This is a genomic window from Legionella longbeachae (genome assembly GCF_004283175.1).
Classification (GTDB): Bacteria; Pseudomonadota; Gammaproteobacteria; order Legionellales; family Legionellaceae; genus Legionella; species Legionella longbeachae.
In genome coordinates this window covers 201964-221085 of sequence record NZ_RXNW01000004.1, presented here as the reverse complement: position 1 = coordinate 221085, position 19122 = coordinate 201964, and the positions used below count along the sequence as shown (strand labels likewise).

Below are 19122 nucleotides of genomic sequence, written 5' to 3'. Positions count from 1 at the left end.
TTGGGGCGAAAATAATGACTCAATGCTTTTTTTGCCGCAAATCTACGTTCTTTCAAACCTTCCTTAAATTATATTCTGTAATCAATTAAGCTTTTCACCACTTTTAAGTTTTCCTAAAATAATGATATATAATATTTATAAGTCTTCATTAATATTTTGAATTCTTTGCAGGGATAATATTGATGATTCCTCCTGAAAAACCAGAAAATGAAGCGGAACGCTTAGCAACTCTTTACAAATTGCAGATCCTCGATACGGATAAAGAAGAACGTTTCGATAGAGTAACACGTATTGCATGCAAACTTTTTGAAGTCCCTATTTCTGTAATATCATTCCTTGAAGCTGAACGTCAATGGATGAAATCAACCCAAGGACTCGATATTAAAGAGGCTGCGCGAAAAACTTCATTTTGTGGTCATGTCATTCTATCCGATGAAATTATGGTTGTTGAGGATGCAACCAAAGACAAACGATTTTATGATAATCCTTTTGTTCTAAAAAAACCAAATTTCAGATTTTATTTGGGATGCCCTTTACAAGTGAAAGGATACAATGTGGGCGTATTTTGCTTAATCGACGACAAGCCACGATCAAAAATTGAAATCGATAACTCTGTCGTTACTGATCTTGCTCGAATAGTGGAAACGGATTTGGAACAATTACAAATTTCAATAACTGACGAATTAACAGGATTGTCCAATCGTAGAGGGTTTTTAAAATTAGCGGGCTATTTGTTCCAAAAATACCAACGTGAAAACCAAATTTTTACACTACTATTTTTTGATTTAGATAAGTTTAAGCAAATTAATGATAAATTCGGACACAGCGAAGGAGATAAGGTTTTAAAAATTTTTGCCAATGCTCTTATTCAGAACTTTCGTTACTACGACATAATCGCACGTTTAGGCGGCGATGAGTTTTGTGTTTTTTGTTCTGGATTAAAACAAGATGATGTGAATGGAATTATTCAACGCCTAAATGAATCGTTGAAATCTGCAGAAATAAAAGATTATACAATCGAATTTAGTGTCGGGATTATCGAATACAATCAAAAAGAACATAAAACACTTGATGACATTCTGGATCAAGCTGATTCTAAAATGTATGTTACTAAAAAAAGTAAATAATACCCTGTGTACATATTATTAAGTTATTTTTTGAATCACAATTAAATGTCCAACTTTATCCTGACCTAAGTACAGTTGAAGATAATGGTCGGGGCTCAATTTCCTTTCAAAAATGTGAAAGTATTAAAAATTGATACTAGACCTAAATAGTTAATTAAATAAATATTATTCTATAAACCCAACCAGAACTGATAGGGAATTTTATGAAATCAATAATATGGATAATAGGCATCTTTTTCTCACAATATACTTTTGCTGACTCAATAACTTTAGAGGATACGCAATGCAAGCTTATGAGCGGAAGTGATAAAATTTGATTAAGCCTGGTACTTTAGTTAATTCAGTGTGTGTTCGTGATAGAAATGAGGTTTCATGATTACACATAGACAATGAAGGGAATCAAGTTTCATCTGAATTCCCTTTCAATTTGTTGAATTTAAAAAATTAGTATAGCTCCAGTTTCTCTACTTTGTATTCAATTTTTTTGGCAAGTCTTCAATTAATAATCATATTACTTTAAATAATCTATACTTAAACTTAATTCCATTCTCAAAAGCACATATGAAAACATATCAAAATCCTCAACCTTATGCAGTGGATCGCATAAATAAAATTCAAAATAAACCAACTCATATAGAGACTACTAAGCATGAAATAAAAACAGAAAATTCGATCTTTGAAGAATCTGATACTGAGATATTCCTAAATGAATCTGAAGAACAAGCTTGGAGAGATGTTCTTGAAAAAGATAAATCTCATAAGAATATATAAAAAATCTCTAAATAAATGTAACAATGCAACTCAATTTCTCATTCATTAAACTTGATCACGTCATTACAGATATTACTTTGAATATAAAAATCACCTTTGTTAGTACAAAAAGCGCATGAATATTGTTTTATTGCAACTACGTTAAATTCTCAACTATATTTAAATATAGGAATATGAAAACTTTGTACTTATTTTTATCTATTTAAGTCTTTTATTATTGTAGATAAGGAAATCTATGGCACATGGTAAATCGGATAATTTCCTTGGGAGTGTAACATGTACTCTGCATGATGCTTTGCAATTTGTCACTATTCCTAAAGGATTGGAGAAAGTGATTACACAGTGCTGCTCTATAAATCGATTTCATTTTCCAGTTAAAATTCGTGGCAGTTATCAAGTATTCAAAGGATGGAGGGCGAATCATAGTGAGCATTTGCTGCCAACTAAAGGAGGCATTCGTTACAATTTAAATGTTACTCAGCAAGAAGTCGAAGCATTAGCCATGTTAATGACATTAAAATGTGCCGCTCTGGGCGTTCCTTTTGGAGGTTCTAACTCATGCTGAAATAGCAGCCATAATTGATGCGGCTAAATTAGGAATATCTGTAAGAAAATCAACTTTATACACAACTACATTTCCCTGCCACTTATGTGCCAAAGAAATTATAAATGCTGGAATATCAAGAGTTATATATTTAGAAGCATATCCAAAAAGCAAAAATAAAGAACTATATCCTAAATTAATTGATTTTGATCCATCCTATAACTCCTCCCTTCTCCCTTTCTCTTTTTACAGTGGAATAGGACCAAAAAGATTTATGTATGTTTACTCTCGAAAAAATAAAAAGAAGAATAGTGAGTACCCTCCATTATTAACATGCGAAAGAAGTATATATTATGAAAAAAAAGAAGATGATATTCTGAACTATCTTTTTACTGATCAACGAGAGAAGCTATCTTTTTTAAATTCTTTATTTCAAAGAGATGATGATTAGGAATTTTCTTATATTTCTAGGGTAATAAGTAGTCCTTCTTAAATTAGCCTTAGATCATGAATTTGAAAGACTCTTTAAAACGGCATCGTGAAGAAGAGTAGGGGCATTAATGGAATTTAAGGAACGTGGGGACATAAGAAAAGAACTGACCCTTCGAAATCCACCAATAATTGAAATTTAATTTTTACCTCACAAGCAGCAACTTTTCCAATACCGCTTGGTCTGCTGATAAATATAGTATTTAAGTATTATTAGGTGGGGAGAGCTATACTTTAATAAGCCACCTTTGATGAACAATTTAAAATGGAATTTTATACTTATTTAACCTTGGAAGATTTGCATAGGTGTAGAAATAAAATAATCCTCCCCATTATTAGTGATTTTTCTTCGGAAAATCTTGAGTATTTAGCCCTAGAATATATAAAAAGTTACGAGCCCTATCAGCTAATTGAATTCCTATCTTGGCTTAACATGATAGTATCTGTAAAAGAAATAGAAGAAATAAAGTTAATACAAAACCATTTATTAAAAAAAGCTGGTTGGCCAGTTTTTCCTCGCCATATATTGTTGCACCGATACAATCTATTAAGTCTACTTGGCTTAACTTTAAAACATATTGAAACAATTAAAGGAACAGTTTCTCTCTCTGCACGCTGTTTGATGAATAGTGATAAGTTTCTGGTGGCACTAGCAATTTTAAATTGCCACCCTCACAAAGAGCATGACTTTATAAGACAATTAATTAGAGATTTTCCGAACTATAATTATAACCATTTCACCAAAATAATTTATTTTAATCGTATTTTAAAAAGCTATTTACTTTTTTCTCACAAAGAAAATAAAGAGTGGAATGATTTATTAGACCTTTTTAAAAGGGAAAATGAGTTAGATATAAAACAATTAGTCCGGAGCCTAGTGGGATTTTGGCAATATTATTCTTCAAAATTTAATTTAAATCGACATCAAACCTTTTTTATTAAAGATTCTAAATTTAAAAAGTTTTTACCAGCCATAAAATATTTAACTAGCACCACAGCCGAAATAAGTAAAAAATTTCATTCTCAAGACATAAAACTTTACAATGTGTCTATTGAAACAGTGTTACGACCATTTATCCTAAAAGAGGAAGGGGTAAGATTTCCAATGGATTTTTTGTCCATTATTAATACTAATGGTGCTTTAGCATTTGAAATTTTCAAACAATGCTATTTTTCAGCTGATAATGGTAGTGAGGCAGAACAATATAAAACTTTCAAAGATAAGATATATTCTGTTATATCAGAAGATATTTTTATTAAAATAATAAAGAGAATCTTTACGGAAAATTTCGAGGAAACTAGGAATCAAAAAGGATATCCGGATTGTATTGTCAAAGATAATCGTTCGATTATTTTATTTGAATATACCACTCAAGAACCCGGGTATTTAACAATTTTTTCTCAAGATATTAGTAAAGTTAAAGAAAAATATTCATCCATACTTGTAAAAAGGACAAGTCAATCTAGTCCAAAAGCCAAACTTCAACAAATTTCAAAACATATTTCATTATTAGAAAACAAATATAAAGGAAAAAAAATTTTCCCTATTTTAGTTACTGATAATCATTTTGGTGATTTTGATTTACTTGATCAAATGGATTATTTTTTAACCCATTGCATATATGAAAAAAGTCTTACAAATTTAAAAGAAAATAAAATTACTTTTTTATCAATGGATGATATCTTTTTCATTTTCAGATATAAAAAAATGAACTCCATATCTAATTTAACTAAAGCATTGTTAGAGTGGAATTCAGACTTTTCACTTAAAAAAGACTACACTTATAGTTTTTCAGCATATCTTGCATCAAACTGCAAAGCAATCTCAAAAAATTACAGGTCTTTCTGTGGTTCTGCCTTTTCATATTTAGATATAAAGGTCTCTCAATAAATAATTTCAAATCTAGAAATCACGCAATCAGATCAAATTAATTGGCATCTTACAGTATTCAAGGCTATAAATTAACAAAAGCCCTAACCTCCGTCACCAAGACTTGCCACAAGCTAAGGATAAATAGAGGATGGATTACTTAATGAAATTATTGCAAAAAATATTTTTACTATTCTTGGTTTTAATAGTTTCATGTTCAAAACCTCAACCAATTAGACTCGATTGTACCTTCGGCCCAGGATATACTAAAACAATAATTATAGATCTTTATAAAAATGTAGGAATAGATGTTTATTCAAATGTTCAGAGAGAGGGTAAGTTAATAGTTAAAGATAATAAATATGAAATATTATTTACTATTGCTCCCCCCCTTTTTACAGTAGGGGCTTTTGTAGAAATTAATCGTTATACAGGAGATATTATTTATGAATCTGGTTCAGAGCCTTTTGGACATGATCTAACAAAAAATTCTTTAGAATTTGGTAAGTGCAAAATTAATAAAATAAACAAATTTTAAAAGAAGTAATGATATATAATACCAAAATGTAAATCACAATCGCGCAATTGAGATGCACTTTTGATTACCCCATGTATTAAAAATTAAAAAATTAGAAACATAACTATGTAGATAAATCATCTAATAAGTAACACACACCTATCGCATTTTTAAAAAATGCGGGTTCAACCCTTTATTTATAAGCATTTTCGGTAATTATTTACATAATATAGGTTTAAAAAGCTGATGTATGTGTGGTGAAGGGTAATGGTGAAGAACAAAAATCAAAGGATCTAGATTTTATCAGGGCTATGAGAAAAGTTTTTAATTCTTCACCACCGCCCTACACCATAGATTCATCATTTTTCACCACTTTGCACCGCATTTTTATCAATGAAACTGACTATAATCGGTAAAAAATAAAGCAGTGTATTAAGCATTTTCATGATACATATTTTGCAATTCATTATATTTCATCAAAGCTGCATGCTGTAACTTTTCAAAGTCATCCCTATTCAGCTTTAATAGTTCAGCCGACATATTTTTAATCAGCGCATTCATCTGAATGATGAGTTGATGGCAGTGTTTTTCAACGGCCGTCTTTTCCTTTAAAGGCTCATTCTTCTCAAACCAATGATTTAATCCAACTTGAATTAATAGATTAATCATATGGGACATGGAGTCATTATTTTTTATCGAAAGTGATGCAATTCGATTATGTAAGTTATTGGGTAGTGAAATAGTAAGACGTGACATGATTTCTCCTAATTTTATAGTTCTAATTCTTTGATTAATGGTCGATTGATTTCTGTTTTTTTATGCGGAACGAGCAATTCATCCATAGTGATTTTTTGATGCCTTGATTGCGGCGATTTTTGTGATTCAAAAGCTTGTTTCTTAGTTATCACTGCTTGCATGGAAAATTTATTAGATTGAACGAATCGCTCCTCATGACGCACTAGTTGTTCACTGGATATTCTATCTAATGCCACTGGTTTTTCTTCAGTATTTCTTCGAATCGCATGAACCAATTCTTCCTTATTATCGGTCACCAGAATCATACCGTGAATGGCTCTGGAAATTTGTACGTAAAAATTATTTAAAGTGGTACCAAACCGATGATAGGACTCCATTAAACCAATGCCAAACGGCGCATCCTTTCCTTGAACTTTATAGTTGGTTAGCACATAGCTGTAATCAAGATGCTTTAACGCGGGATGGTCCTTTTCAAGGGTTAATTGACGCCCTTCTTTAGTAATAAAAGTGAACACATTTTCTTTAATTTCATGAAGGGTGGCACATTGACCGTTTCTTAGGTTATTGGCTTTAAAATTACGCGTCCACATGACCTTATCACCTACCAAAAGCTCTAACTTCTTTGGCTGATAAAGTTCAATGATTCGCTCAAAAGCTGCATTATGAGTTTTGTATTTGGGCAAGTTATTTAGTTTAAATTGAATTTGTTTTCCCTGTTCGTTAATAAGGGGTAACACATTATCTTGGCGATTTTTTTTGCTGATTTCGCCAACGGTATAATAGGCCCCTGCTTGGATATTATTTGTTTTAAACTCCTGATTAAAACGTACCTTATCGCCCTTTTGATAATAGGCAATAAATCGGCTCTGTATGGGCTCCATTTTTTTTGCTTTAAGTACCGTTTGGCACAGGCCCTCATTTTCTAGAATGCCTTCTCCTTTCAATCCATTACGAATCAATTTGGTAATTTCTTCTCGATGAGCGTGTGTTGGTGCAAATAATAAGGTGTCATCGCGCCCTTTTTGCGACAAAGACAGCCAATGATTGGCAATCCAAGCAATGCGCTCTTCATGGGTGACGCATTCTTTCACGTCCAGCTTGTCTAAAGCCTCTTTGACATTTCCTTTGGTTGCAGCAATTACGGCCTCTTTAAGGACTGTATTTTTTTGCCTCACAATTTCATCCATAATACTGTGTTCAATGCCATATTCTTGAGTTAAGCCAAAGATTCGCCCTGCATTAACGCTAGGTAATTGTGCTTTATCTCCAACCAATACAAGTCTTGCATGAGTGCGCTCAATCTGTTTCATTAGTTCATGACCTTGATGAGAAGAAAGCATGGAGGCTTCATCGACTATGAATAAAGTTTTGCTTAAAGAAGCAGTGGGTGCATTTTTTAATTCCTGGTGTACTAAAGGGAATACGTCTGTTTTAATGCCTGCTTTTTCCTGTAATTCATAGGCAGCGGAGCTCGCTACAGTAATACCTCGAAGTGCATAACCTTGGGCTTCAATCAATAACTTGGCTTCAGAAAGCATTGAGGTTTTGGCAACCCCTGCATAACCTTGAATGGCTAAATAGCGGTCTTTACTGGTTAATAGCACAGTCATTGCCTCTTTTTGCGAATGGGTCAGTGGATAAGGCAATAAAGGGTGTCGCTGTTTTTGAAATGCTTTAACCGTTTCTTTGGTAGCAATGGCAGGAACAACTCCTTTATTGTGCTCAATGCGAGCAAGGGTTTCTGTCTCTGTGGTTAAAAGCCAGGGCGTTGTTAAAAAACGCTGTCCCGTTTCCGGGCATCGAGCTTCATATAAAGATTGGTTTTTAATTTCGTGTTGAATCGCATCATTAATGGATTCTTTGGATACTGCTTTAGGATAAACAAGACTGTGCTTCATTGCTTCAAAGGCTAAGCCCCTTGCTGAAAACATCGAAGTGCGCTGGCTTAATGTTTCAGTAGCTACATGTACGCAAGCAATTGCCGCATCCATTTCTGATGGGCTTTTATCTTTGGATTGTTTGCCCACTAAAGCCATTAATTTATCTTTAATGGCTGAAAACCAGGACAAGGATTGAACTTGATTTCGATTTTGCATAAAAGCTTGTGCATCAAAGCCTAAGTCTTTTGCGCGCTCTTTCCAGTCTTGTTCTAACAGCGTAATGTCATGTTCTTCCTTGTTCTGGCGGGTGAGCAATGTAGCCGCTGAAGCACTTTTTGCACCACTCCAGCCTTTTTCCTCCATATGACGTTCAATGTCTTCCCGCCTTCTAGAAAACCCCTGTAAGACTTTTTCAGGAATTCCATCAATTTCAAATAATCCATCGCCGCTTAACCGTAGTGGAAAATCTGCCTCTTTCAATCGGTTGGCTAAATGTTGGCGATACATCAATCCGCAATAATGGGCATTATTTTGAATTTGCTCAATCACTCCATTGCTTCTTGAGATGTCACTTGCCAAAGAGCGAGCTTTTCCTTCATGAAAGGTGAGATTCATAGTGACACAGTGGGTATGTAAGGCAGGGTCATTTGCACGAGAGCTTGGTTGTCTAAAAGCTGCAACCGCTAGGTTTTCTGTTTTTTCATAAAAAATTGCTCCGTTGCGAGAAACTCGGGCTTCTGCAAACTCTTTTTCAATTTGGTCTATGGCATAGGCTACCGCTTCATCATGATAGCGAACTAATTCGGGGGCCACACCTAATCCCACTAATAACGACACACTTTTAGGCGCAGAAAAGGTCATATCAAAACCAGGACGATGTTCCCCTTGAAGGTTGTGTAACGATTGACCATTAGGCAATTGCCCTTCTAATAAAGCAAGCATTTGTTCTTTTTGCACAATTCCTGTTAATTGCATCTTCTGGCTCGCTTGTCCTAACCATCTCATCGCTTGGGCATCACCGGCATAGTAATTAAAGGTTGCCGCATAATAATCTGCTGCACCTTTGGCTGATTTTAAGGGTTGAATACTGAGCATCGTGAATTCCTTGACTAGAGTTCAAATTCCATCACCGAACGCTTTTTAGAACTTTGTGGCCCATCCGTTGATTCCCCATGACACTCATTGACTTCAACCTTTGCTGTTATGGGCTCATTGTTCACCATCTCGCGCGTTACAAAGCCCTTCAAATGAGTAGGACGATTTTGATAGTGGAGTTTAAGCTGAGTCACTGGATAACTGCCTGGCAAGCGCAAAAAGCAGCTTAATTTTTCCAACTCTAAAATTTGTGGATACGATACAATAGGACGGGTAACGCGTTGACTGCCTAGTGAAATTCCATCACGAATGCTGTTTGCCCCATAGGAATAGTTTTCTCTTGATTCCTCTATTTCTTCCTCACCAAGCTCGCTGGCCACAAGGCGCGCCATATCAGCACTTGGGCTTCTGAAGAAAAAGCGGGTGTTTAATAAATCAAAAATCTCTTTGCCGCCAGGCTGTCCATATACTTTGGTAAGCTGAGAAAAACTTTGCATACCTAATAAAAAACAACCACCAAATTTTCGTACCTCAGCAATCGTTTCGCCAAGTAAAGGAAGCTTGTGAAGACTAGGCAACTCATCACAAATAAACCAAATGCGGCGCTCCGAATTGGGAGTTAAACTTAATAAAGTTAAAGAAGCCATAGCCAACCACATCGAGATTAAAGGAGTTAAGGTTTTATGGCTCTCGCCATTTGATGAAATAAAAAGCCAGCCATTATGATGCTCATTAAGAATGTAATCACGAATCGAAAATGGTGCCGCTCCTTCGCTATTAAGGCCTGTTAAGTGAGTCATTGATTTTAAATAGGTGGTAATCACCGAACGAATAGAAATAGCGGTTTTCTCAATTTTTCCACTGACTAACGTTGCGGCGGGTGTTCCTTTAAGATATTCGTCCAAATGAGTAAACTCACCGGTCAGCAATAATTTTAGTAATTTTTCAATGGAGCGGTCCGAATCATAGCGCATCTTTGCCGCACATGAAGCAAACACGGTGCGTGCCGCATTCACCCAGAAGGGATCGGATTCCCCATGCATGGGAATAAGACTATCAGCCATATTTTCAAAGTCAGAATCACGAGGTGCCTCACGCCACATATCCCAATTGGGACATCGTGCATCAAATGGATTTAAAATGACATCACTATGGGGATCAAAATAATGAGGAATAAAAGCACACCCTTTATCATAAACAATAACGCGATCGCCTCTTTGGCGTAATCCATCCATGATTTTCATAATCAATTGGCTTTTACCAGTACCTACAGTGCCATGGACTAAAAGATGCTGTACCTCGGAGTTTGCAATCAGTGGAAATCCATCAATTGTAATATCGGAGTCCTCTTTTTGGGCAATAATTTGTTCTTTTACCTTGTCGCATGTCTCTATTCGACTGCCGCGAATAAACTGATTGATGCGCTGTGCTTTGCCTCGGCGAATAAAATAAACAGCAAAAATAAGACCTAAAACAAAGGAGACTATAAACGCAGCAAGCGAAGACTTTCCTAATAAATCCACCATGTGATTGGCATTTTCACGGTAATAGGGATAGTGCAGAATCGTTTCTACGTTTTGTTGATAATTTTTGCCGTGAAAAGAAATAATAAATACATGCTTCTGGCCCACACTATTTAAAAAATACGCATAGTAATAAACAAGCGCTTGATAGAGTTTCTCAGGTGAAGTAACCAACCAGGTGATTAATCCACTTAATACGACCCATAGAGAAAGACAAACGCAGGTTAGTATTTTATTAATTTGATCCCACATACGAAAGTTGTGAAAACTAATTATTCCACCACGGGTATAATGTTTGAAATTGGGTTCTTCACGCACAATGTTTACTCCTTATCAGCTTTTTAGGCAAAGCAGTAGCTACCCCACCTTAAAAGTGAATAAAATGAAATCAGTTTTTATTGAATGAACGATTACCTAGGCAAATTAATACTCAAGTCTTTTCCTTTATTAAAATAGTGATCAAACAAGATGAACAGTGTATAGACACCGATACGATTTAACTCCATTTTTACTAAAAAGTAAGTTGCAGCAAGGCTTCCAAAGAAAGCAAATCCAATTCCCATAAAGATGGCAGCCGATTCAATGTAGCTTCCAAATAAAGTACAAAGAAGAATAAAGCATCCAAAAAAGATGTAGGCAACATGCTTCAATTTCCGAGCTAGCAAAGCTCCTGTTTTAAGTGATGGCTCAAGGTGAAACCGAAAAAGAATGAAAAAATTAAGCGCAGGAGTTAACAAAAGCATCACCCCAAAACTTAAGAAAAAAGCCATCAGGGTTGCCTCTCGCATCACTTGGGACATGGCTTCTCGTGCTAAACCATCATTTGATGGATGAGTAATTCCCGCATAGGCAATGGTTAATGAGACGATAAACCAAACTTTCAAAAAACTACTCACAAATAACCGGAGCAATCGCGGGTAATATATTTTGGCAGGAATTATTTCAGGATTCAGCGATTTGATGGTTTCCATATCGTCACTTATCGCTTTTCTTAAGTCTTGATGATTCATTGGTCTATTCTCCTTTATTATGAAGACCCCAAGTTTTTGGTAATTGGCCCATTAAAATGACGTCTTTTTGGGCACGCTCCATTCCTTCGTGTACCGTACTTTCTTTTTTATTCATAAGATCATACTGATCGGCATTAATCAAGGCCTCACCATGATTAAGATTTTGAGGCAAGGTATTCATTTGATGATGAATCTCTTGTTGTAAAGCGTGGCGCTTAGGCTCATCAAGACCCAGACCACTTGCTTGAGCCTCGTGCGCTAAGTGCTCGCTGCCTTTTTGATAGTTCGTTCCTAAGTCGTTTTCTTTGGCAATAACATCACGTTGCTCTTTCTGATAGAACGCTTCAACTTCTGCCTGTTTTTTTTGACTGCCAAATTCGGCAATTAATTTGTCTCGTTTGGAGGCAATAAAATCTTGGCCGAGTTCATTGAGTTTATTAAGGGCTGTCATGTCTCCAGGATGGCTAAATAACGCATCACGTGCTGACTCTCCGATACGTTGTCCAACATAAGATGGGAAGGCCTGATTTAAATCGGTGGTAATTTGCGACGAATGGGACGCTACATAACTTTTTGCCTGTTGAATGCGCTCTGCTTTTGCAAGCGAAGCATCGATATTGTGGCTTGCGGTTTCAGCTTCTCGTAAATCGGCACCTAATTGATTGGACAATGAAGAAGCTTTTGAATAGCTGTCATCAAAATGATGGCTTTGTGAAAAATGCGTCACATAATTCATCGCCTCATTGAAGTCCTTCGATTGCCGCGCAGAGAGCGTCCCATCCATACCCGTATGATATTTATCGCTGCTGGTCGAATTACGATCAAATTTAAGATGGGCATCCGCACCAGCATGAAAACCAGTTCCCAATTGAGCCAGTTTACCCCAAATACTGCCTTGGCTTTTAACACCGGCTTGAGCACCCCATCCTCCACTGGTTAAATGCGACAGTGCGTCTTCTTTACTTACACCAGTACGGCGTGCCACATCCTCAGCAATATGACTAATGGTCGAGAGCGCCTTAGAGTACTGGCCTGTTTCAGATTCGGATACTCCATCACCTAAGCGCATGTCATGGCCTGCCAATTGTGAAAGTTGCAACGCACGGTGCGCAAAATTCGAAAGGGAGGATTGATAATGCTTTGATTCATTTCGGGCGGCTTGAGTGGATTGTTCATAAGCTTGCGTTAGTGAGCTACTTAAGCCCTCAGCGCTATTAATAGATACGGCACTACGCGTCATCCCAGGGCTTACATCAAAAACCCTATCGCCACTACCAGTGATGGTTTTCAATACCCCGCTTCCTAATTGTTCGGTATGCATGCCATGCATGTGCGTCCAATTGGAATCATGCTTGTTGGCTGAAAAATTATTGGCCGTGGTGTTGTAGAAACTCGTTTGACCAAGCCCAAAAGAGCCACTTGCCGCCTCCCCTGCCACAGACATGCTGGAGCCTTGCATATGACTCATCATGCTGGTGGCCAGATTACTGAACGCACCACCTAAATTAGACACCAAACCATGAGAAAGAAAAGGAATAAGCATCATCAGATAGCCACTTGCGCCTGAAATGTCGGCATGAAGTTCATCAATTTTATCGAGATTCACCATCGTGAACTGGCCGTATTCACCAGAAGATGAAGCACCATAAATGGTCATACCGGCATTCAGTATGGCAAAGAGCACTGGCCAAAATTGCAGCGACATAAAAAATTGCATGTAACCGTAGAGAATTTTTACGCCACCTGGTAAGGTGGATAACGCAATAATCAAGGGAAATACCCCAAATAATAAAAGCGTTAAACAGGTATGAGTAATCGGTAAAATCCATAACGCCTTTTGCCCTAGCACTTCCCAACTCCAACGGTGTTGTACTTGGGATTTGGTAAATTGTTGGTTCACAATCCCTGCGGTGGCATCGGTAAACGCTTGATAATGGGCTACTCCATCGTTCATGGCATTAATCATCATGCTTTGTAAAAAGATATTGCTGGAAGAATCCGTTAGCCCTTGGTAGTACTCAAAAGCTGATTTGAGATGAGTACTAAATAACGCTTCATAAGTGGTATTTTTAGGTTTACCAAATAAATTTACCCCAAAAAACGTATAGGCTTTTTTAATCTCTGCATCGAGTTTTTTTCTTAAACTGTATGGTCCATCAGGTTTTGAGGCCTCAAGACAAGTCACTAATTTGCCATTAACAGAAATCATGCGAAGCGGTGATGCTTTGGCGCTAATGAGACTCCAAATGTCGGTGGAATGAGCTAAATCACTGACACTGTACTTTCGATTTAAGCGAATATCGCCCACCACACACACGCGAAAATACTCATTTAGTTCCTCTTTAAGCACGGGGTCTTTAATGCGAAAAGAGGTAGACGCGGAAATTAAGCGTGACCCAAACAAAGCGCCTGTTTTGGTGTAGTACATATCATCGGGCATAGTCAGCAACGCATCATAAGTTTGCGCTAAACCGTAACCAATGATTGTTACAAGACTTGCTCCTAGTGCAAACACAACTGGCACATTGTCCACCAGTTTTGGTGTTTGTGCGGAAATGTCATCAATGAGTACCGATGTTTTAGGCAATAACACCACGTTCACAAACAACACATAGCCTAAAAACCAACGGGCAAAAGCCATGGGGTCGCGCGTTTTAAGAAAACCAACGGTTGCCATGACAATTCCAATAAGCGCAGTAATGCGCAGTAATCCAAGAAAACTATCTTGTTTCATAAACGCAGTGATGGCATTCAGTACGTGCTGAAATAATTCGCCACCCGCCAATACATGTATGGTTATCATTTGCTGCACTCCTTAGCCTGCAGTACTGGTCATTTGTGAAGCTACCTGTTTTTCAATCTGGGCCATTCGCTCAATTAAAGTGAGCTTTTCTTGCAGTTTTCGACCTACTTTAGGGTCAATAGAAGAAACTCTTGTGGTGGCTTCATTAATACGTTTTTGAATTTCTTTGACTAAATCGGCGTTTAATTCGGAACCTGCTGTAGCCACATTCACTTCTTTGAGTAATTCGGAAAGATAATTGGTCAATAAATCTTGAGCAATCAACATGGAGTACTCTTCAATGTCTACTGCACTGCTGCCATAGTGCATGCTGTTTAATACCGATAAAAACTTCATGACTGGCAACGAGGTCATACTTAAAAAATTAAGTTCTCGATTGCCTGGTTTTTCATCATTAAGAAGTTTGGTGTTTATGGTGCGAATAATCTCACGAACTTTGTAGGTCAGTGTTGAAGTATCTTGAATGGTGATGTCTTGTAAACTTACCTGCATGCACTGGCTGTTGGGGACTCCATCCTTACAACGCCATATTTTAGCGGTGTGGGTGCCATTTCCTGTCCCAATTAATGCATTGATTAAATCAGCGTCACCCGCCAATGAGGGAACGTTGGTTACTTTACCCTCTTTATCAATAATTAAGGTACCCGTTAAACTCATCACCATTTCCGCAAGTTCTTTGTCGCTGTTTAAAAACGATTTGGCTTGCAATAAAGACCATACCAGATTTTTGTTTAAAACCACCTGCTTTTTACGCTCAGGGTCTTGGGATGCCTTATTCATCACGTTATCAAATCCATTCCCTGAACAGGCCATACGAGCTTGAACATAGTCACTAAATAAGCTCTCTTTTCCCATCGCTGCTTGGTCTTTACATATTTTTTGTTGGCTGGCTGCCGTTTTTGGCCAGATGCCACCTATCATATTTTCAGAAAGCTGACAGGAGTTGATGCTGCTGTGATTGGCCAATTGTTCCAGGTATAAGTTGAAATCACGCACTTGTTTTAATTCAGGGACAGTAGACGCTAACATTACATCAGCTGCATAAGCACCCGCATTGGTCATAATGGATTTTCCTAAATCCACTAATTTTTGATTGCTCAAAAAACTCATACTGCCGGTGTATAAGTCAATGCCCCCGCACCCCGCCCGATAACTGGGTAAATCAAGTTGAACCAATTGATATTGGCGCACCTGATTACGTGCATAAAGAGAACCTCCACCAAAAAATCCTGCTGCTTGCGATTCAAAGGCAGCCGGATTGGTTACATTGGAGGCATAGCCCATCCCGTTAAAAAAATTATCCAAGTCTTGGCTTACCGAAGCCTGGGTATTTGCAAATAGAAAAAGCAAAACGAATGAGAAAATTAAATGCTTCATCCTATTTCCTTGTGTTCATACTCGTTAATTTTAGCAATCACTGCATCCATACGCGCATGAAGCTCCTCCTCACTCATTGAACCAAATCCAACGGGGTACAAGATTTTTTCTTTAGCGTTCATAATAAAAACGGCAGGATAGTTGATTGGACTTCCTTGAAAAGCCGCATTCACCCATTCCGTGGTTGCGGGTAAAAAATGAGGAAATTCAGGTAACGATTGGTTATCAAAGGATAAGGGAAGAACTTCGGCACCGATTTGCTCTGCCCATCGTTTTACTATCGGAGCAAATTGCCGGCAATGCGGGCAAAGGCTTCCATAAAATAAAATCACCCCATGGTTGTTAAAAAACTTAGTGTTCTTTCTATTGGGTTGCTCTATAGGATTAGGCTGAACACTACGCTCCTGCTCGGCAGTAATCTGGGTTAACCATCGTCCATTACCCGCCTGAACATTGAAGGCGGCACCTACTAACACGAATCCTATCCATAACGCGACACGCATTAGAGCTCTCCTTGAAATTGGGTGGTCACTTGAACGATGCGCTCCATTAAGACATCTTGAGTGGTTAAGCCATAGGCGATGGGGTTCACTTGATGGGTTTCGGGATTGACCAAAAGAAGCGCTGGAAAATAACGAACCCCCAAACGCTCTGCTTGCCCCTCATCGATTCGTGAGTTCGGAAGTTCTGGTACCACCACGCCATCGACACTCACGGACATCATGGATAAATTAAAACGCCTGCAAAAATCAACCAGGATAGGAATTTGCTTTTGGTCATAGGGACTTTTACCGCGGTAAAAAAACAATAAGCCATGGGATTTTGCTGCATGATGAATCACTTCTTCTTTTTTTTGTTCACGAACTTCATCGGTTATTTTTGCTCCCAGATTGGAAGTAGGATGGGTAACCGTATAATCATACTGAGGATAGGCAAGCATCGTTTTCTGAAACAGTTGCTTAAAGCGTGAAGACTCTTTAAGCCAGTAATCTTGAAGGCTTAAAAAAACACGCATGTCCTCCACTTTTTTGGTTTGGCGTGCCTTGTGCAACGCTTCCATGGTGTAAAAACGAAGTACGGCATCTTGCTGTGTATAACTAAGCTGGTTAAACGGCGTGCCGTGATGAGGTGTTTTTTTTATAGGATGGTGTTCTTTTTCGATGCTGTACCAAAGAAAACCAACCGGTTTTTCCGCAAGTACGGTCATTGAATGAAAGACGATTAATAAAAAAATACTCCATTTAATCATGGGAGCGCTCCATTTGTTTTAAGCGCTCAATGTGCGATTGATTGAATGCCGAGACACTCCCCTCATGAGGCAGTACTTTACGACTCATCAGTTCTTGTTCAATAGGCGATAAATCTAATGCAGAAAAATTAATGCGCTCTAACTCTTCAGGTGTAATGCCACGGCAATTGGCATGATTTTCTTCATCTTTTGCCCAACCAAAATGAATCCCTAATTGGCTGTAGCGCCCTTGAATCTGAATAATGGCTGCTAATTTCGTGGGAAAAACACACCAGGATTGTTTTTCTTCCAAACACATACCCATTTTTTTTAGGGCGCAAAATTTCCCCACTTTAAAAGCGCGTCCTTCTTCTTTGGCCTTAGCAAGACGTTTTTCATCGTCACTGCAATGGGTCATTTGGTAACTGCCTTTACAACAATTACGCACATCGGCTTTTACTTTGCGACAGGTGGAGTTTTTTCCGGTAAAAATGGAAGGCACGCCACTTTGAACCTGTTTTTCGGCAACTTCCGCAGCAGCTCCTGCAAGAACGCCTAGTCGAGACAGGCCTTCTGCAGCATCATCACTGACCTCCTCTTCCGATAAATCACAGCTCCCATCACTGCAACCTATTCTTCCTGAGCAAACTGTTTTTTCAGGCAGGCACGACTTCTGGAAGCAGGTGAAGGTTTGTAAATAAGAACTGCAAAGACCATTGGAGGCATTCACACATTGGGAATCACGTTGGGAGCATCCTTCCATTAATAAGGGCTTACAGGTGCTGTTTTCTAGATAACTGCATTGGAACTGAAAGCTTCGACCCCAACAGGGGCGAGTAATGACAACACCTTGAATGGTCTTTTCGGAGTTAGGCTCAAGGCATACACTTTCGTTTTTTAAAAGACAATGGCTTGCGCTACGGTCTTGGCGGATGGCATCACACGCTTTTGCAGACCAGGTATCCTCACTCATCCATTGAGTGAGGTGTATACTTAGGCGAGCATAGTGTCGTCCCTTTTGGGGCGTTACTATGCTGACCGTCGGGTCGGTACAGGTAGGTTGTTTGATGAGTTGAACCCGTTTATTTTTATAAGTAATGGAGACAGTTAATGCCTCACATAAAGGAGTAAGCTCAGCAAGCGCTGCTTTAGTACAATATTTATCATGGGGCGCACATCGGGTTACATCAAAAGTAGCATTACCATTGGATGTCGTAATGACACGGTTTAATTGCTGAGCAAGCGGTTGTAAAGTAACCGCCAGTTGCTCGGTACAGGCCTTATTTTTATAGCTTAGAGTTTCTTGGCAGGTTTTTGTTTCAGAAATAGTCTCACAGTGTGCCGGCTCTTTATAACACACACCCTCCAAGACACCCTCAGGATTTTCGAGTAGATTTTCGGCATAACGCATTTCTGGACTGTTTGGATTGTATCGTCCTTTGCTACGAGTTCCAGCGCTTTGATACACCTCAAAAGCGGTGGGATTTTTGTTGAGCGCATTTAATCCTTGCGAACTTAAGGCATTACTGCCCTCTTGAGGATTAAGGGATGTTTCATGCGGATTAGTGGTATAGCCTTCAATCGCTGATGCGGGATTAAAGCCGTGCAAGGCCTGCATGGCTTGCTCGCGCGCCTTTAGCACATCAGCAGGAATTTGACTAAACCCTGTAGGCATTATCAAACAGGAGTATAAAATAATAAGGCGTTTAAGCACCGCTGATTCTCCGTGCCTCAGTTATAGAAAAATGCGTGTCTCCATGTCCTGCCATTCGCATGAGTCCTTCTTGAAGGGGCAAATGGCCATAAATCACATCAAAGGTTTTTCCCTCCTCAATGACGAGTGCAGGTACTTGCCCAATGCCAAAACGTTCAAACAAGGTCGGGTCAATAGCTAGATTTAGATTAGGAATCTTCTTGCTTAGCTCCATGACTTTAAGCGCCGTATCCTTCATCGAGTTTTGATAAAGGCCATTTAAATAGGCAGGAATATGTAAACGACTGCATTCGTTAAGCGTTTCTTCCAAAAGAGTATTAGGCATGGAAAAACTGATAAATACCGAGACCGTTGATGCAGCAATTACCGTATGGGCAAAGCATACCAATATTAAAGTCAGTCCTTTTTTGAACATCAA

General features: G+C 38.3%; 16 protein-coding genes. 6 read left to right on the top strand and 10 right to left on the bottom strand.

Going from position 1 to position 19122, the window contains the following annotated elements:
- Positions 1-182 precede the first annotated feature (182 nt).
- From EKG34_RS05680 to EKG34_RS05655, 6 genes are all read left to right on the top strand, one after another.
- Positions 183-1127: a sensor domain-containing diguanylate cyclase gene (locus tag EKG34_RS05680; RefSeq protein WP_080619882.1), complete on the top strand. Its 945-nt coding sequence runs from the start codon at positions 183-185 to the stop codon at positions 1125-1127.
- Between the two features lie 561 nt (positions 1128-1688).
- Positions 1689-1898 carry a hypothetical protein gene (locus tag EKG34_RS05675; protein ID WP_080619881.1) on the top strand — a complete coding sequence of 70 codons (210 nt, stop codon included), beginning with the start codon at positions 1689-1691 and terminating at the stop codon, positions 1896-1898.
- A 235-nt stretch (positions 1899-2133) separates the two neighbouring features.
- Complete coding sequence (locus EKG34_RS05670; RefSeq protein WP_080619880.1) at positions 2134-2463, top strand: Glu/Leu/Phe/Val dehydrogenase dimerization domain-containing protein; 330 nt, start codon at positions 2134-2136, stop codon at positions 2461-2463.
- Entirely contained in the window at positions 2441-2893 is a 453-nt protein-coding gene (locus EKG34_RS05665; protein WP_207222376.1) for a deaminase, read from the top strand. The genes EKG34_RS05670 and EKG34_RS05665 overlap by 23 nt, the downstream gene beginning before the upstream one ends.
- Positions 2894-3196: 303 nt before the next feature.
- Positions 3197-4822 (top strand): hypothetical protein, encoded by a 1626-nt coding sequence (locus EKG34_RS05660; protein WP_080619878.1) that lies wholly within the window; start codon positions 3197-3199, stop codon positions 4820-4822.
- Positions 4823-4964: 142 nt separating this feature from the next.
- The gene (locus EKG34_RS05655) at positions 4965-5339 is read left to right on the top strand and encodes a hypothetical protein (RefSeq protein ID WP_125461284.1); all 375 of its coding nucleotides are present in this window, start codon (positions 4965-4967) and stop codon (positions 5337-5339) included.
- A 411-nt stretch (positions 5340-5750) separates the two neighbouring features.
- Here EKG34_RS05655 and EKG34_RS05650 read toward each other — a convergent pair whose 3' ends face one another.
- The 10 genes from EKG34_RS05650 to trbC form a co-directional block, all read right to left on the bottom strand.
- On the bottom strand, positions 5751-6074 hold the full coding sequence (locus EKG34_RS05650) for a hypothetical protein (RefSeq protein ID WP_080619876.1): 324 nt from the start codon (positions 6072-6074) through the stop codon (positions 5751-5753).
- 14 nt (positions 6075-6088) lie between these two features.
- Positions 6089-9049 carry a MobF family relaxase gene (gene mobF / locus EKG34_RS05645; RefSeq protein WP_012979150.1) on the bottom strand — a complete coding sequence of 987 codons (2961 nt, stop codon included), beginning with the start codon at positions 9047-9049 and terminating at the stop codon, positions 6089-6091.
- A 14-nt stretch (positions 9050-9063) separates the two neighbouring features.
- Positions 9064-10890 carry a type IV conjugative transfer system coupling protein TraD gene (gene traD, locus EKG34_RS05640; protein ID WP_080619875.1) on the bottom strand — a complete coding sequence of 609 codons (1827 nt, stop codon included), beginning with the start codon at positions 10888-10890 and terminating at the stop codon, positions 9064-9066.
- Positions 10891-10982: 92 nt separating this feature from the next.
- The gene (locus EKG34_RS05635; RefSeq protein ID WP_058466421.1) at positions 10983-11582 is read right to left on the bottom strand and encodes a hypothetical protein; all 600 of its coding nucleotides are present in this window, start codon (positions 11580-11582) and stop codon (positions 10983-10985) included.
- A 4-nt stretch (positions 11583-11586) separates the two neighbouring features.
- Positions 11587-14385: a conjugal transfer mating-pair stabilization protein TraG gene (gene traG, locus EKG34_RS05630; RefSeq protein WP_058466422.1), complete on the bottom strand. Its 2799-nt coding sequence runs from the start codon at positions 14383-14385 to the stop codon at positions 11587-11589.
- 12 nt (positions 14386-14397) lie between these two features.
- Positions 14398-15762, bottom strand: a complete 1365-nt coding sequence (locus tag EKG34_RS05625) for a conjugal transfer protein TraH (RefSeq protein WP_080619874.1) — start codon at positions 15760-15762, stop codon at positions 14398-14400.
- Complete coding sequence (gene trbB, locus EKG34_RS05620) at positions 15759-16265, bottom strand: type-F conjugative transfer system pilin assembly thiol-disulfide isomerase TrbB (protein WP_080619873.1); 507 nt, start codon at positions 16263-16265, stop codon at positions 15759-15761. Before trbB ends, EKG34_RS05625 begins: the two co-directional genes overlap by 4 nt.
- On the bottom strand, positions 16265-17011 hold the full coding sequence (gene traF, locus EKG34_RS05615) for a type-F conjugative transfer system pilin assembly protein TraF (protein WP_080619872.1): 747 nt from the start codon (positions 17009-17011) through the stop codon (positions 16265-16267). Before traF ends, trbB begins: the two co-directional genes overlap by 1 nt.
- Positions 17004-18704, bottom strand: a complete 1701-nt coding sequence (traN, locus tag EKG34_RS05610) for a conjugal transfer protein TraN (protein WP_080619871.1) — start codon at positions 18702-18704, stop codon at positions 17004-17006. Before traN ends, traF begins: the two co-directional genes overlap by 8 nt.
- Entirely contained in the window at positions 18697-19119 is a 423-nt protein-coding gene (trbC, locus tag EKG34_RS05605; RefSeq protein ID WP_080619870.1) for a type-F conjugative transfer system pilin assembly protein TrbC, read from the bottom strand. Before trbC ends, traN begins: the two co-directional genes overlap by 8 nt.
- Positions 19120-19122: the final 3 nt, after the last annotated feature.